General features: G+C 65.4%; 13 protein-coding genes. 4 read left to right on the forward strand and 9 right to left on the reverse strand.

What is annotated here, in order from left to right:
• Positions 1–102 precede the first annotated feature (102 nt).
• Positions 103–750: a phosphoribosyltransferase gene (locus tag J7E83_RS06270; protein ID WP_214960053.1), complete on the forward strand. Its 648-nt coding sequence runs from the start codon at positions 103–105 to the stop codon at positions 748–750.
• Between the two features lie 10 nt (positions 751–760).
• Here J7E83_RS06270 and J7E83_RS06275 read toward each other — a convergent pair whose 3' ends face one another.
• The 3 genes from J7E83_RS06275 to J7E83_RS06285 form a co-directional block, all read right to left on the reverse strand.
• A complete protein-coding gene (locus J7E83_RS06275; protein ID WP_214960056.1) occupies positions 761–2,092 on the reverse strand; it encodes an MFS transporter in 1,332 nt (443 codons plus the stop codon).
• 192 nt (positions 2,093–2,284) lie between these two features.
• Positions 2,285–3,739, reverse strand: coding sequence for a 4-hydroxyphenylacetate 3-monooxygenase, oxygenase component (hpaB, locus tag J7E83_RS06280; RefSeq protein ID WP_214960058.1), 1,455 nt, complete (start codon positions 3,737–3,739; stop codon positions 2,285–2,287).
• 59 nt (positions 3,740–3,798) lie between these two features.
• Positions 3,799–4,335, reverse strand: a complete 537-nt coding sequence (locus J7E83_RS06285; RefSeq protein ID WP_214961007.1) for a flavin reductase family protein — start codon at positions 4,333–4,335, stop codon at positions 3,799–3,801.
• Between the two features lie 162 nt (positions 4,336–4,497).
• Here J7E83_RS06285 and J7E83_RS06290 point away from each other — a divergent pair, with 162 nt between their 5' ends.
• A complete protein-coding gene (locus J7E83_RS06290; protein ID WP_214960060.1) occupies positions 4,498–5,232 on the forward strand; it encodes an IclR family transcriptional regulator in 735 nt (244 codons plus the stop codon).
• Positions 5,233–5,282: 50 nt separating this feature from the next.
• Here J7E83_RS06290 and J7E83_RS06295 read toward each other — a convergent pair whose 3' ends face one another.
• The 4 genes from J7E83_RS06295 to J7E83_RS06310 form a co-directional block, all read right to left on the reverse strand.
• Positions 5,283–6,632, reverse strand: coding sequence for an MFS transporter (locus J7E83_RS06295; RefSeq protein WP_214960062.1), 1,350 nt, complete (start codon positions 6,630–6,632; stop codon positions 5,283–5,285).
• A 164-nt stretch (positions 6,633–6,796) separates the two neighbouring features.
• The gene (locus J7E83_RS06300) at positions 6,797–9,922 is read right to left on the reverse strand and encodes an AAA family ATPase (protein ID WP_214960064.1); all 3,126 of its coding nucleotides are present in this window, start codon (positions 9,920–9,922) and stop codon (positions 6,797–6,799) included.
• Positions 9,919–11,109, reverse strand: a complete 1,191-nt coding sequence (locus tag J7E83_RS06305; protein ID WP_214960066.1) for an exonuclease SbcCD subunit D — start codon at positions 11,107–11,109, stop codon at positions 9,919–9,921. The genes J7E83_RS06300 and J7E83_RS06305 overlap by 4 nt, the downstream gene beginning before the upstream one ends.
• Before the next feature lie 56 nt (positions 11,110–11,165).
• On the reverse strand, positions 11,166–12,197 hold the full coding sequence (locus J7E83_RS06310) for an MIP/aquaporin family protein (protein ID WP_396020497.1): 1,032 nt from the start codon (positions 12,195–12,197) through the stop codon (positions 11,166–11,168).
• 161 nt (positions 12,198–12,358) lie between these two features.
• On the opposite strand from J7E83_RS06310, the gene J7E83_RS06315 reads away from it, so the two are divergent.
• Positions 12,359–13,462 carry an ADP-ribosylglycohydrolase family protein gene (locus tag J7E83_RS06315; RefSeq protein ID WP_214960068.1) on the forward strand — a complete coding sequence of 368 codons (1,104 nt, stop codon included), beginning with the start codon at positions 12,359–12,361 and terminating at the stop codon, positions 13,460–13,462.
• On the opposite strand, the gene J7E83_RS06320 is transcribed toward J7E83_RS06315, so the two are convergent.
• Positions 13,449–14,045, reverse strand: coding sequence for a DUF4395 domain-containing protein (locus J7E83_RS06320; protein WP_214960070.1), 597 nt, complete (start codon positions 14,043–14,045; stop codon positions 13,449–13,451). The two genes, J7E83_RS06315 and J7E83_RS06320, sit on opposite strands and share 14 nt — an antisense overlap.
• Positions 14,046–14,129: 84 nt before the next feature.
• Positions 14,130–15,143 (reverse strand): exonuclease domain-containing protein, encoded by a 1,014-nt coding sequence (locus tag J7E83_RS06325; protein WP_214960072.1) that lies wholly within the window; start codon positions 15,141–15,143, stop codon positions 14,130–14,132.
• Positions 15,144–15,231: 88 nt separating this feature from the next.
• Here J7E83_RS06325 and J7E83_RS06330 point away from each other — a divergent pair, with 88 nt between their 5' ends.
• On the forward strand, positions 15,232–15,987 hold the full coding sequence (locus tag J7E83_RS06330; RefSeq protein ID WP_214961011.1) for a VTT domain-containing protein: 756 nt from the start codon (positions 15,232–15,234) through the stop codon (positions 15,985–15,987).
• The last annotated feature ends 29 nt before the right edge of the window (positions 15,988–16,016 follow it).

Consider the following 16,016-nt stretch of genomic DNA (forward strand, 5'->3'; position numbering starts at 1 on the left):
CCATCGGGCTCCATCTTCATCCGCCTGGATCCGCTGCAGCGCCTCCCGGCATGACCCCGGCGGAAGGTAGGCTGGAGACGGCGGAAAGCCGGAGAGGGACCAATGAACACGCGTTTTGAAGACCGCACAGATGCTGGCGAGCGCCTGGCCGCGGTACTGACGCAATTCCGCGAACGCCCGGACGCGATCATCCTCGGACTTGCCCGTGGCGGCATTCCCATTGCGGCGGCCGCGGCGAAAGCCCTCTACCTGCCGCTGGGAGCCGTACTGGTCCGCAAACTGGGCATTCCGGGCCATGATGAGACCGCCTACGGCGCCCTTGCCTGGTCCCAGGGCCGCGTTGTACGGCTGCTCAACAGACCCCTGGTGACCCGGATCCTGGAACAGGGCGTGCGCCGGGAGTGGCTTGACCAGGTGGAGAACCGGGAGCGCGCCGAACTGCTCCGCCGTGTTGGACGCTATCCCGGTACGGGTCACGACCTCACGGGCAGGACAGTCCTGCTGCTTGACGACGGACTGGCGACCGGAGCCACCATGAGGGCGGCGGCCGAGGCCGTCCGCGCCGGAGGCGCTGCCCAGGTGGTGGCGGCTGCCCCCGTGGGTTCCCTCGAGGCAGAGGCAGCCGTGTTAACGGTCTGCGACGCGGTCCTCTGCCTCCACCTGCCCGGAAAGTTCCGCGCGGTTGGCAGCTTCTACCGCCACTTCGAGCAACTGACGGACGACGAAGCAATCAGCCTGCTGCGGCAGTAGTCCCCGGACTCTAGTGCCGGCTGACTCCCAGCAGCTTTCCCTTGGTCTCCTTGGCCAGCACCACACCGATGGAGGAAATAACGCACAGGATCATGATGTAGATGCCGATGGAACCGGTCCATTTGGTGGTCTGGAGCAGCCACTCTGCGATGCTGGCGGCGAAGGCACCGCCCAGGATCGCCCCGAACGCATATCCGATCGAGATGCCGGAATAACGGACATTAGCAGGGAACATCTCGGCGTACATCGCGGACATGGGGCCATAGGAGAGCCCCAGGCCGATCGTCAGCACAAACAGTGCCAGCCCATACAGCAGGACGTCCTTGCTATCAATGAGGGCGAACATCGGGATCATCCAGGCGAAGATGATGGCGTAGCCCGCCAGGAAGGTCTTGACGCGGCCGATGCGGTCAGAGAGCCAGCCGCCGACCAGGGTGAAGATCAGCCAGCCGAAGGACGCGAGCGTCGTGGCGAGCAGCACCTGTGGCACAGGCATCTGCAGGGACCGCGTGGCGTAGGAAATGAAGAACGCGATCAGGAGGTATCCGGCAGCGTTGTTGGCGATAAAGATCATGGTTGAGTAGAGCACCGGTGTCTTGTGATGCCGGATCAGTTCGCCCAGCGGTGCCCGGCTCTCGGCCTTACGGGCCGCCATCTCCTGGAAGACAGGGCTCTCCGCAACAGCCCGCCGGATGAGGTATCCCACCACAATCAGCACGATGGACAGCAGGAAGGGTACACGCCATCCCCAGGCGGCAAAGTCCTCCTTGGACATGCCGCTGTTGAGGAAGAACAGCAGGCCCGTCGCCAGGATCATACCGATGGGGACGCCGATCTGGGGGTACGCTCCGAAGATGCCCCGCTTGCTCATCGGTGCATGCTCCACGGCCATCAGGGCGGCACCACCCCATTCGCCGCCAGCCGAAAAGCCCTGGATGACACGGAGGGTAATCAGCAGGATCGGGGCCAGGACACCGATCTGGCTGTAGGTAGGCAGGACGCCGATCAGGGCCGTGGCAGCGCCCATCATCACCAGCGTAAACACCAGCATTGCCTTACGGCCTAGCTTGTCTCCGAGGTGGCCGGCAATGACGGCTCCCAGCGGACGGAAAAGGAAGCTGATGCCGATCAGGGCGAAAGAGAGGATTTGCGCCGCGCCCGGATTGGACTGCTGCAGCGGGGTGAGGAACAGAGGTGACAGCAGGGTGCCCGTCAGCTGCGCAAAGATAAAGAAGTCGTACCACTCGATGGTGGTGCCGACCAGCGTCCCGGCGAGGACCTTGCGCTCCTCATGTTTGCTGCTGGGGCCCGTCTCTGAATCAACGGAGGAAGTTGCGGTCATTGGAACTCCATGGCTGGGGGCACTGTTCGTACCAAAGATTGGTTGTTGCCGCCGTACGCTTTACTGATCGAACGGTCAGTTAGTTTGAGAATACTATGAAAATGTGACAAAGGGCACTAAGTACGGGGCAGCGGATCGAGCCGCCCTGCTGGAGCCTCACCACGGGTGCCCAGGGTTACAGGGAGCGGCCCCTCATTCCTCACGCGCCAGGAACTCCCGGATCCGCGCTCGGACGGGCTCGCGGTCGTAGCTGTTGACCATCGCCCCGGCCATCCGGACAGGGTCTCCGAAGAAGAAGTACTCATAAAGGGACTGGCGGCCCGAGAACCCGGAGATGGACGCATCAAAGGCCAGCTTGAACAGCCGTACCCGTTCCGGTCCGGTGAGGGTCTTGCCCTGCAGGTACATATCGATATCCGCCCTGGCCTCGCTGTTGACGTCGGCTTCACCGGGCAGGGCCATCAGGCCGGACGCCGAGAACTTCCGGATGATCTGAGGGAAGCGCTGGGCGATCTTCGGATACCAGTTCCTTGCAGCGTTCAGTGTGGACCACTTGGGCAGCATCACTCCGGCCTCGTTCAGCTCGGCATCCGCCTCCGAAGCCCGCACCAGGGCCTTGCCGATTTCGACGTCGACAATCAGTTCGGCAATGTCCTCCTGGATGTGCTGGAAACCGTCGATTCCGATGGAATCTGCCAGCTCGGAAGCCAGCCCCAGGAAAAACTCGCTCTTCGCGATGGTGCGCGTGACCACCTGGTGGGTCATAAGCGCGCCGGCACCGGTCTCCGAATAGAACCCGTTGCACAGTTGCGGGTTGCCGAGCATGAAGATCCGGTCGCTGGGAACGAACACGTTGTCAAAAACGGCCACCGCGTCCATCTCCTCGTAGCGCGATGCCAGCGGCTCATCGTGCGTGCTGCCCCCGTTGTACAGCGAGGTGCGGCACAGATAGCGCAGGCCCGGCGCATCGTTAGGGATAGCGAAGGCATAGGAGTACGGCGCATCCTCGGGTGTCCCGCGCAGCACGGTGGAGGGGAACACCAGGAGCTCGTCCGCAATCGGCGCTATGGTGGCCAGCATGCGGGCGCCGCTGATCACAATACCGTCCTCACGCTCCTCGACGATGCGTGCCGAGAGCTGCCCGCCAAGCTGCTCGGATCCCGACACCGAACGGTTGACCTGCGGCGGGATCAGGGTATGGGTCGCCAGAACATCGTTTTCACGGGCCCACTCGTAGTAGCTGCGGATGTTTTCGCCGAATTTGGGGTCGGCCTGGGAAAACCACTTTTCCGCGGTACTGAGGGCCGTCAAGGAGGAGTTCATGTAGTCCCCGGTGCGGCCCAGGAAGCCGTTGGAGTATTCGGCCCAGGTTGAGATAGCGCGACGGCGGCGCTTCAGGTCGTCCACGCTTCTGGGCACGAGGAAGGATGCGTTCACCAGGTCACCGGTGGTGGGCGACGTGTAGGTCAGGGCCTCCTGATGGACCGGATCGTGCTGCATGTCGAAAAGCCTGGCGTAGGTGCGGGCCACGTTGGCAAAGGACGGATGGTCGGCAATGTTGTCGGTGACCAGTTCGCCGTCGATCATGACATGGGGCTTCATGGAATTGAGCTTGTCCAAGTACTGCTGGCCGGTGCGGATGCCCATGGTGTTTCTCCAGTCGTCGTTGAGCTGTTAAGGAGTTTCTTGCGGTTGCTTCCGGGGAATCAGAGGAGTTCTTCCATGCCGAGCTGACTCTCGGGAATGGTGGTGAAGCTGCTGTTGGCGAAGGCCAGGGCATCGCCGTTGCGGTAATCGAAATCAGCGACCTCCCCCACGTACAGGGTGTGGTCCCCGCCGTCGTACGCTGCCCAGGGCGTGCACTCGAAATAGGCCAGGACGCCGGAGAGCCGCGGCGCCGTCCTGCCCTCCACCCACACGGGATCCGGTCCAGGCCGGCCTGCAAAGTGCATTGCCAGCTCGCGCTGCTCCGCCCCCAGGATGTTGACGGTAAAGGGCCGCCCGGCCAGTTCATCGTGGGCCTTAGTGCTCCGTGCGATGCTGACGAGCACCAGGGGAGGTTCCATGGACACCGACGTGAACGAGTTCACCGTGATGCCATGACGCTTGGTGGCGCCGTCGAACGTCACGATAGCGACCCCCGTAGCGAACCGGCCCAGGCTGCCGCGGAAGTGGTGGTTCCGCGGGGCCGGGGTCCGGCCAGCAACCGGAGGCTCCGATTGGTTCCGGGACTTGGACATCATCATTGATCCTCAGCAGGGTTGGCGCTATGCATAAAGTTCTGGACTACCACGAGAGATAGTTCTATATTTGAACTACCAATTCATATATAGAACGCTACTCGAATGTGAGACCCACCACAAGACCCAGTGGCCCGCCCGGCGCCGCCGCCTAGGATGGACTCCATGAACCCCACAGCCTCCGCACCTGCAGGAGCAGCGCAAGCCCAGGCCTCGCCCTCGCAGACCCTGTCGAGGGGAATCCGCGCCCTGGAAATCCTGGCTGCCGCCCAGAACCCGATGACCATTGCAGAGCTCGCCGACGCCATGGGCGTGCACCGCTCCGTGGCCTACCGGATCCTGCGCACCCTGGAGGACCACTCGCTCCTGGTGCGCGACGACGCCGGCCGCGTGCAGCCGGGACCTGGGCTCGCTGTGCTGGCGCGCGGGGTCTCCCGGAACCTGCAGACGGCCGCCCTGCCCGAACTTACGCAGCTAGCCAATACTCTGGACATGACGGCATTCGTGACCGTGTGGGACCACCAGGAGTGCATCACCCTGGTGACCGCGGAGCCACGGCATTCCGGGGCGACTGTGGCCCAGCATCCGGGCACGAGGCACCCCATCAATGCGGGCGCCCCAGGCATCGCCATCCAGTCTGCTCTGACCGAATCCGAGTGGAACCAGCTGGCCACCGGTATCGCCTACAGGCCTGAAGCCGCTGAAGCCCGCAGGGCAGGCTACTCCAGCAGCCACGACGAGGTCATCGCCGGGGTTTCATCGCTCGCAGCTCCCGTCCGCGTTCCGGGCGGACGACCCGCCGCGTTGGCCGTTGTCTATATCCGTTCGGCTCATGACCCGGCCAACGTGGGCTCTGCCCTCGTTGAAAGCGCGGCCCGGATCGAGCGCCAGCTGGCGTGACGGACCCCGGCTCTTGGCCACTGCCCTTCGGCACCCTTGGCCGCGTTTCCTCACGCCTTCTTCCGGCGAGTACGACGGCGGAGTACGACGGCGGAGGCAGCGCCGAGCAGCAACAGGGCCATTGCGGCGCCCACAGGAACGAGGAAGGCGGTTGAGTAGCCGTGCACCTGCGCGAGCTGGCCGGCTACAGCGGATCCCAACGCAGTTCCGGCAACAATGCCGCTGGCAAGTGCGGTCATCACAGTGCCGAGCCGTCCCGGCGGGGCCACGAGCCCGCCGATCGTAAACACCGTAACCATCACCGGCCCCACGGGCAGGCCCAGGATGAGAAGCACCGCCACCATACCGCCGGCGGTCAGCGGCACCATCAGCAGGAAGGCCAGCCCAGCCATCAGGGCTGCACACGCCAGCCACCGGGCGGAGGCTGAGAAACCCCGCGGCCAGTAGGCCACTGACAGTGCGGCGCCCGCCGAACTCAGTCCCATCACGGCATACAGCAAACCCGCCATCTCGGACGTGGCGAAGCTGGCGGAGAAGGAGCTGAGGGCTGTCTGCGTGGAGCCGAAGAACGTGCCCATGCAGACCATGGCCAGGACGGGCAGGACGACGGCCGCAGAGATTTTCGGAGCGGCACGGCCAGCGGTCCGGGGTTGCCGGGTCATAGTTCTGCCCGGGGCGACCGGCTTGTTCCGGGCAACAGGCTTGTTCCGGGCGACCGCCGCGTGCGTGCGGTGGACCGCGAACGCTGGAACCAGCGTGATGGTCAGGGCGGCAGCGAGAGCCAGCGGCAGCCACGGCGCCACCAGGCTGGCGAGGACGCCCACCAGGGCCGGGCCCAGCACAAAAGTGAGTTCGTCGGCCGTGCTCTCATAGGACAGGGCTGTGTCCAGGTCTTTGACATTGTCTGCCCCGCCCCCCGCAGTGAGTGCCATCCAGCGCACGCGTGCCAGAGGACCCACCTGCGGGCAGCTTGCTCCTGAGGCGAAGGCGGCGGCGAGTACGGCTGCAGGGAAGCTGTCAACCGCGCCCATCACGGAAGCCGCGGCGATGAGCGCCAGGACAGCCACGGCATTCAGCACGGCCGCCACGAGCAGGACCGGGCGCTGGCCCCTCCGGTCGGCGAGGGCACCGAGCACCGGCGCCCCGATGGCAGAGCCTATTCCCACTGCGCCGGCAGCTGTGCCGCCCAGGGCAAAGGAACCGGTGACCGACGTAACAAGGGTCAGGGCCCCGACGGTGAGCATCGCGAGCGGGAGCCGGGCCAACAGGCCCAAGGGAATGAAGCTGCGGCCGGCCAGGAGGGGGAGCCTCGCAAACCGGCCGGGCGCCTGGGTCGCGGCAACGTCCTGATGATGGGCGGGGACCGATGGGCTATGGGACGGGAGGATTGAAGAGTTCATGATTCCGGGCTCGTTCAGTTCTGCGCATCGTCCCTCCTCCCGATGCGCGCAACCCGGTAACTGTCCGATTATATCCGTCTGCGCGGCTGGGCTGTGCCCGCACGCAGCCGATCGGCCGTCAGGGCACAGGGCATCCTGTCAGGCCGTACGGTCAGGGCATGATGTCAGGGCATACGGTCAGCAGTGTCGGAGATGTGAAGCGTTGAGCCGTTGCGGCCCTTGACCACCTGAAGCTGGGTCCCGATGCGCTGTTTCATTTCGCCCACATGGCTCACCAGGCCAACGACCCGGCCGCCGTCACGGAGGCCTTCAAGGGCGTCCATCACCTGTTCGAGCGACTGCTCGTCCAGGCTGCCGAATCCCTCGTCGACGAACAGGGTGTCGATCTGGATGCCCCCCGATTCCTGTTGGACGACGTCGGCGAGGCCCAGCGCCAGTGAGAGGGAGGCCATGAAGGACTCCCCACCGGACAGGGTGGAGGTATCCCTGCGATGTCCTGTCCACTGGTCCACCACTTCCAGACCCAGCCCGGATTTGGCGCCTCGCGCTGCCTTCGCGTCGCTGTGCTGCAGCAGGTAGCGGCCATCGCTCATCGCCACCAGCCGCTCCGAGGCGGCCAGTGCCACCTGCTCAAGACGTGCCGCCAGAACGTAGCTGTTCAGACTCATGCGGTAGGAGTTTTCACCGCGGCCTGCCGCGGCATCTGCCAAGGCAGTAAGCAGCTGCGCACGCTCCCTGGGCGCGTGCCCCGAGCGGGCAAGCTCCGCGTAGTCATGCCTGATCGCGGTCAGCGTCTCCAGGCACCGTGAAGCCAACCCAGCGGCGAGGCCGGCGTCGCGGGCCTCACTCCGGGCCCGCGTAGAGTCGGCGCGTAGCTCAGCCAGCCGGGCCTCGTCCACCACGAGGTTCCCCGCCTGTTCCTTCAGTGCCAGCACCACGTCATCGGAGGCGAAGAGTTCGGCAATCCTTGCCTGTTCATCGTGGCCCGCCCGGACTTCCGCCTGCAGGGACGCGGCCTCGTCCTTTGAAAGCAACTGCGCCCTGGCGTCCTCGGCTGAGCTGAACCCGGCTTCCGGCAACGCGAGTTGCAGCTGTTGCCGGGCCTCAGCGGCCCGGGTCCTGGCCTTCTCCAGCTGGGCTTGCGCTTCCACCGCCTTCTCGAGGGTGCCTGCGGCATCCTGGAGGGAACGCAGCCGGTGAGTGAGGCTGCGATGGCCGGCGCGAAGCCCTGATAGTGCTTCGTCCAGGGAGGCGCGCTGGTCCAGCACCTCGGAAAGGGCAGACTCCACCTGGGCGTGCTCCGTCCCGGCGCTGTTCCTTGCCGAGTCCGTGGCTTCAATCCTCGCCTCCACGGCCTCCAAACGCTGGCGCAGGTCCGCGAGTTCCTCCCCGGCCTGCCGCGAGCGTTCTGCTGCCGTGCGGGATGCTGCCGCAATTCTGAGGGCTTCTTCTTCCGGCGTGTCCCCGCCTTGGCTTGCGAGAACAGCTACCCGCTGGCTGGCCTCAGACAACTGTTCGCTGGCCCCGGCCAGCTGGGCCTCAGCGGCCTCATACGCCTTGCGGGCCGCCTCCTCCGCCTGGCCCAGCCCCAGGGCCGAGGCGGCTCCCTCCACCGGCGCCGGATGCTCCGGGCTGCCGCAGACAGGACAGGCCGTCCCGTCTGCCAAGTGTGTGGCCAGTTCGGCCGCGGCATTGGCAAGTCTTTCTTCCCGCCGGTCAAGCCAGCACCGCTTCTTCTCAAGCTGGACCTCCCGGGACGCGTCGTGGCGCTCCCTGGCCAGATCCTGTGCTGCCAGCGCTGACTGGAAGCGGCGGACAACGTCAAGCAATTCATCGGCCGCAGTGGCTTCCTTCGCGTGAAGAACCGCGGCCGACGCCAGTTCCTCGATCGGCGCAAGCCCTGCGGACAAGGCGGCCTGCTCGGTCCGGAGCGTGCCGAGCAGTTCCCCGAGCCTAAGTCGCGCCAGTGCTAGATCTTCCTGCTTCTTCTGCAGTGCTGCGGTTCTGGCAGCCAGGGATTGGAGCCGCTCTTCGTCAGGCAACCGGGCTTCCACGACAGCGAGGAGTGAACGAAGCCGGTTAAGTTCGCCGACTGCGTCAAGGGCGACCGCGTCCAAGGCACCGCTGTCCAAGGCGCCGCTGTCCAAGGCGCCGCTGTCCGCAGTGCTGGTGGGGCCGGACATTTTGGCATCCAGTGCGCCGAGGTCCAACTGCGCCAGCTCAAGGTCCTCCCCCGCGGCCATCCGCAGCAGCGTCATAGCTGACTCCATGGCTCCGGCTGCGTTGTGCAACTGTGCCTCACTGGTCTCTACGGCCCGGAGCTGACCGCCGAGAACTTCCGCGCGCCGGTGCTGTTCAAGACGCGCGGTGTGGGTTTCAAGGACAGGCAGTAACGCTGCTGCCGCAGTTTTCCGTGCAATTGCGGCCGCTAGCCTTCGGTGCCTTTCCGTGCGCGCCAGCTCGGTCTCCAGCTGGCCTGTCCGCAGCCGGCTCAGCGTTTCCGCCTCCTCGGCCACGCCAGCCAGCTCCGTGCCACGTCGGGTTACGGCATCCTCCAGCCAGCCCATCCTGGCCGGAGCGTCCTCCAGCGGCGGGCCGGCGGGGTCATCGATGCCGAGGGCGGATGCCTCAGCTTCGGCCCGGGCTGCCAGCAGGTCCAGCTCACCGTTGAGGCGCGCCACATCGTTTCGCGCAGCCTGCGCCCGGAGTATCAGTTCCTGTTCCACTGCTTCAAAACGCTGGGTCCCGAAGAGTTTCTGCAGCAGCTCCAGCCGATCGGCCGCCTTGGAGCGGAGAAAAGCTGCGAAGTCACCCTGCGGCAGCATCACCACCCGCGTGAATTGTTCCCGGTCCATCCCGAGAAGGGCGGTTATTTCCGCGCCGGCTTCGTCGTTGCGGCCCGATTTTTCCGTCCAGACCCCGCCGATCCGTTCCCGCAGGAGGGTCTTGGCCTGCTGGGTGGTGAAGCCGTTCTTGCCCCGCGCACTGGGCTTGTCCCAGGCGGGCGACCTCGTTACTTCGAACTGGCGCCCTTGGGCGGAGAATTCGCAGGTGACGGCCGGTTCCAGGGCCGGCTCTGCGTGATCGCTGCGAAGTCGCTTGCCGTCCTGGCGTGCGCCGGGAACGGATCCATACAGGGCAAAGCAGATGGCGTCCAGCACGCTGGTCTTGCCAGCACCGGTGGGGCCGTTGAGGAGGAAGAGCCCGTGCGCACTGAGCCGGTCGAAGTCGACTTCCTCTGTGCCGGCAAAGGGCCCGAAGGCGGAGATCCTCAGGCGGTGGATCCTCATTGCGAAGCCTCCTGCAGACGGACGTTGTCCAGTGCTGCGGCCAAGGCGGCGCGCTCGGCCGCGTCGGTTTCCCGCCCCCGCACGTGTTCCAGGAAACCACAGCAGACGGCGAGATCATCCTTGGCTTCGGCCAGCCTGCTGCTGTAGCTCGACGCAGCCTTGGCGGATCCGCCCTGGGGATCAAACCCTAGGACCAGCGTGTCCGGAAAGCGGGCGCGCAGCCGCTCCATTGCCTGGGCGGGCCTTTGGGCATCTGTCAGGGTGATCTGACAGTACGCTTCCTCCGCCCATGCGTGGTCCGGGGACTCGAGCAGTCCGGAAAGTTCGCCGCGGAGCACGGCCAGATTTCGGGGCGCTTTCCACTGGAGTTCAGAGATCCCTGTCACCCCTGCAGGTCCGACGTCGATGATCCAGCTTCCCTTGGTGTGAGTGGCCTCGGAGAAGGAGTAGGCGAGCGGGGACCCCGAATACCGCACCTGCGGTGAAAGGGACTGCCGGCCATGAAGATGGCCGAGTGCGGTGTAGCTGAAGCCGTCAAAGAGGTCCAGGGGGACTGCGCCCACTCCCCCGATGCTGAGGTCCCGTTCACTGTCCGAGCTGATGCCGCCGCTCGCGAATGTATGCGCAAGGACTACGGAGTGGACGGTCCCGACTGCCCTGCGGCGCTCCAGGTCCTGGCGGATGAGCCCGGTGGCCGCCCGGGTGACCTCGAAATGGCTGGCTGTTTCGACGCCCAGCCGCTCGGCGACCAAGCGGGGTTCCAGCCACGGTATGCCGTAGATCGCCAGCACGGCATCTGAGCGGGGCTCATCTTCAAGGCCCGGCTCTTCAAGGGGCAGGAGCAAAGGCTGGTCCAGGTCGGCCAGCCGGGTCCGGAGATGCACGCCCCCGCGTTCCAGCAGCCGGGACGCAAAACCCAGCCTGATAGCGGAGTCATGGTTGCCGCTGGTCAGCATCACCTTCGCGCCGGCGGCGGTCAGCCGGACCAGCGCATCATCCAGCAGGCCAACCACGTCCACCCCCGGCAGCGCGCGGTCGTAGACGTCCCCGGCTATCAGGACTACGTCAACCTCGTGCTCGGAAACAGCCCCGACGAGCTGGTCGACGAAGGACCGCTGGGCGTCCAGCATTCCGACCCCGTGAAACGACCGGCCCAGATGCCAGTCAGATGTGTGCAATAACCGCATATTCCTAAGCTATCGGCTGCCACTGACAGTTCGAGCAACCGCCGCAGCAGGCATCCCTAGCTGCGTTTTCCGTCGAAGAAGTCCTGCGCCTCATCGCGGCCGGCACCGTCTGCGCCGGAGGGGGTCGCGCCGGTGCTGCGCACGGTGTCATCACCAGCAGCCGCCGGACGATCCGCACCGAAAACACGGTCCTCATCTGAAACACTGTTTTCCGCAGGAACATTACCGCTGGCAGGAATAAGGTCGTTTTCGTCCTCGCGGGATTCTGCGTCTTCAACATCCTCAAGAGCGGCAGCGTCGGCATCTGTGGCCGGAGCAGCAGCCGGAGTTTCGGCGAAACCGCGGAACACGAGCCCGGCAATGGCTGCGCCCACCAGCGGTGCAACCCAGAACACCCACAGCTGTTCCAGGGACCAGCTCGAGCTGAACAGGGCTGAGGCCGTGGCACGGGCCGGATTGAAGGGAGCATTGCCCACCGACTGGCCCAGCTGCAGCAGGACGGCGAAGGCCAGGCCTACGGCGACCGGGGCAGCGGCTCTGTTGAGGTTGTTCCGGGCTGTCGTGCCGAGGAAAATGGCCATCAGGATGGCGGCGCCGAGCACTTCGAGCAGGAGGACACCCGCAAGCGGGGCCTGGATGACTGAGTGCTCGCCGAAGCCGGCCGTCACGGTGTCGAAGGCCGTCCGGCTGTCCTGAATGCTGGGCAGGGTCCGCAGGATTCCAAACAGCGTGAGTGCACCAAGTATGCCGCCCACCAGTTGTGCGCCGACGTAGGCAGCCGCCTCTCCGAGGCGGATTCGGCCCGCAACTGCGTTACCCATGGTCACTGCAGGATTGAAATGACCGCCGGATACATAACCAAAGGCAAACATGGCCGCGGTGACCGCAAGCCCCGCAGCCAGCGCCGCGGGCACAGGACTGGACTGCGGGATCGAGAACAGCGGCACACCAAGACCGGCGACCACCACGAACAGGCTGCCAAACGCTTCCGCCGCGAGCCTGGGCACCAGTCCGTGGCGGGCTTCGGAAGCGACGCCGGCCGGCGGCTCGGCGTTGTGTGCGTGATGAACGGGCACGGGCATCGTCATGGTGGGGCGGTCCTTTGGATTGGGGTTCTATGGATTTGGCAGGCCGAGCGGAAGATGCTCATCTGCAGCCTTGCATTCTGCCAGCGGAATCTGAACGTTGGCTGGATCCGAGCTTATCGCCCTGTAAGTCCAAGGGTTCCCGCCGCGGTAAATTTGCTGTCATGAGTACTGATCCTGGCGCCGATACGCGGCAACCCCCGTTGGAGTCCCGCATCCACGGCTGCCTTCTGGGCGGTGCCCTGGGAGACTCGCTGGGCTACGCCGTCGAGTTCGATTCAATCGAGGAGATCCGCGGCCGTTTCGGGAACGACGGTCTCAGGGAATTTGCTGCGCTCGACGGCGGCAGCCACTTTTCGGACGACACGCAGATGACGCTCTACACAGTGGACGGGCTGGTGGAGGCGCTTGAGTGGGCCAACTCAGGTGTGGGTGCCGACGTGAACGCCTGCCTGTGGCTCGCCTATCTTCGATGGCTGGCAAGCCAAGGTGAGGCCGCGCCGCCCTCGGCTCCGGAACCGCAGCCCCGGTGGATCGACAAACAGGCGGTCCTGAGGCACCGCCGGGCCCCCGGAAACGCCTGCCTCACCGGGCTGGCCAGCGGAGAAATGGGGACAGTTTTCCGCCCCGTGAATCCGCAGTCGAAAGGCTCCGGCACAGTGATGCGGTCCGCCCCGTTCGGCCTGGTTCCCCACATAACGCCCGACGCCGTCTACAAGTTGAGCGCCGATGCCGCCTCACTCACGCACGGACATCCCTCCGCCCGGCAGAGCGCCGGAGCCTTCAGCCTGCTGATCCATCGCCTGGTTGCCGGTGACAGTCTGCACGCGGCTGTCGCCGCGGTCCTGGCGGAGGTCCGTGGCCTCGACGGACTTGCCCCCGAGCTGCCGCAACGGCTGGAAGCCGCGGTGCGCCTGGCCGGTTCGGGCCCAACAACGCCGGAGGAACTTGTCCGGGAGCTCGGGGAGGGCTGGGTTGCAGAGGAGGCTCTCGCCGTCGGGCTTTATGCCGTCCTGGCCACAGCACCTGACCTGGACAGCAGTGGCGCCCGGAACCCGGATGACGCGCCCGAGAACCACTTCCGGGCCGCCGTCGCCCTGGCCGTCAACCACAGCGGGGACAGCGATTCCACGGGTTCCATCGCCGGGAACATACTCGGAGCCTTTTACGGCGAGGCCTGCTTGCCGGCGTCATGGCTGGACGCACTTGAGGCTCCGGAGGTCATCCGCGGCATGGCTGATCGGCTGGTAGCTGTTACGACTGCCTGAGCGAAATGTTGTTGCAGGCTTCGCAGACATCCTCGGGGATCAGGCCACGACGCTGGAGCAGACCGAAAATCACGCATCCAAGGCAGAAGCCGGCAAACGCCTCCAGCGACGCCGCTGCTACCAGTATGGCCAGCGCAACCCAGGCCGCCGGAACGGCGCCTGCTACGAACAGGACCAGGGCCGCGGTGGAAACGAAGGCCCCGATTCCCTGGGCAAAGCGCTTGGGCGGTCCCGGAACCAGTCGTGCCCGCCCCAGGCGTGGTGCCAGGACCTTGACAGAGAGCAGCGCCAGCGGCGAGATCCGTGGCCCGAAGAGCACCCGCAGCCAAAATCCGGCCGCTATGACCAGCAGTCCCCACCCTGAGCCGGACAGCAGCGTGACTGCGGCGAGCAGCACCACCAGGCCTGCGGTGATGCGGGCGGCGTATTCGTTGACTGGGTTGGGAAACGCGAACACGGCACGCCAGTCCACACCTGCCCGAATGGGCTCGGAGCGGACGGGATCAGGACTGACAGGCTCGGGACTCACGGGGGCAGGACTGTCCCATACAGCCGCGGGCTCCGTACTGCTGGGTTTGCTCATGCTGCAAGGCTAGGAGCGGGGACCCGCGGCTGGGAAGGTTTGTTGCGCCAGATGAACCTGCGCAAGGATGTCGGTACCTGGAACCTAGGTTGTCGCGGCGGCTGCGAAGCCGCCGACCATCTGCTGGAATTCACCCTCGGACAGGACTTCGATGGGTTGGCCACGCCCGTGCAGTTCCAAAACACGCCGTGCCTTGCCGGTCAGCCTGCCGGAGCGCAGATCGGAGGCCACGAAACCGTCCCCGACGACCAGCACGGTAGTCCGGGCAGTCACCCGGCTTTCCGGCCGGGCACCCAGCTCAGCCGACCGCACCTTGGCTTCCGGCCGTCCCATGGAGAGAACTCCGGTGAACACCACGGTCTGGCCGTATAGCGGATGCCCGGGGTCGGCATCCGGGTTCGGAAGCGGGTTGGTGCCTTCCTCCGGCCACCCGGACCGGAACGGCCGGACCAGCGCAGCGCCGTTTCCTCCGGCAGCACCGGAAAGCGCGGTGAGGCTGGGCTTGGACAGGGCGTCGTGGGCAGGATCAAACGCCTGCTGATGGGGCAGATTAAGCCCGAGCGAGAGGTACAGCTCGGCAATGCTGTTGGCACTGTTCCGCGCGGCGATGTCGATCAGGATGCCGGCGCAGGCACGGGCGTCTTCGGCGGCGTCGTGGTGGTTGACCAGCGGGACGCCTGCTTCCTCCGCGGCAAACGGCAGCGAATTGGAGACCAGCGAATAGCAGCGTCGGGAAAGCATCACGGTGCACACGTAATCGTAGGCCGGACCGGGTAGTCCGGAGACTTCGAGACCGGAACGGATGACCCCCAGGTCGAAAGCGGCATTGTGTGCGGCCAGGATGTCGCCGCCAATGAACGCACCGATTTCGGGAAAAAGCTCACCAAACCGGGGAAGGCCTGCCACGTCCTCGGCCCTGATGCCGTGGATCCTGACGTTGTGGTAATCAAAGTGGTCGTGGTTGGCGGGCGGGCGCATCAGCCAGGATGCCTCATCCACAATCCGGCCCCCACGGACCTTCGTCACGCCCACCGCGCACGGCGAGCCCCGGAAGCCGTTGGCCGTTTCGAAGTCGATCGCCGTAAAGTCCAAACCCACGGGGCAACCATACCGCCGAAAAGCGCACAGGCCCGTCAAGTACCCTTGAGGGGTGAACTTTCCTGTGACGAACCACCTCGCCGTGTCCATGCTGGGCGGTGCTGGACCGGTCCAGCCGCAGCTGGCCTCGTTCCTCCCCGACTGGCTGAACCCCCAGGTCTTCCTGGCCGATCCCGCCCTGGCGCCCTGGGTAGTGCTGCTCGTGTGCGGCATCGTTTTCGCCGAGACAGGCCTGCTGGTGGGTTTCTTCCTCCCGGGTGACTCGATGCTGTTTACCGCCGGCCTGCTGGTGGCTACCGACACCATCAAGTTCAATATCTGGCTTTTGGCCCTGCTGATCGTTGTCTCGGCTATCATCGGCAACCAGACCGGCTACCTCATCGGGTCAAAGGCCGGTCCGGCGATCTTCAACAAGCCGAACTCGCGCCTGTTTAAGCGCGAGAATGTCGATAACGCCCACGCCTTCTTCGAAAAGCATGGCGGCAAGGCCCTGATCCTGGCGCGCTTCGTCCCCATCATCAGGACTTTCGTTCCGGTCATCGTGGGGGTTGCCCAGATGAGCAAGCGGAAGTTCTTCCTGTTCAACGTCATCGGCGCGGTCCTATGGGGCGGCGGGGTCACCCTCCTCGGCTACCTCCTGGGCGACAAGGTGCCGTGGGTCCGGGACAACCTGGACATCATTTTCATCGCCATCGTGCTGGTCTCGGTCATTCCGATCGGCATCGAGGTGCTCCGGGGCCTGTCAGCGAAGCGCCAGGCTGCCCAGTTCGGAACCAGCGCTGTTGACGAGTTCATCGAGGAGCACGAACCCGAGGCTGAGCGGAAAACGCACCGGGAGAACTGACTCCCACTGGAGTTTTGTGCCAATATCGC

Origin of the sequence: Arthrobacter sp. ISL-48, assembly GCF_018613805.1 — a bacterium.
Taxonomy (GTDB): domain Bacteria; phylum Actinomycetota; class Actinomycetes; order Actinomycetales; family Micrococcaceae; genus Arthrobacter.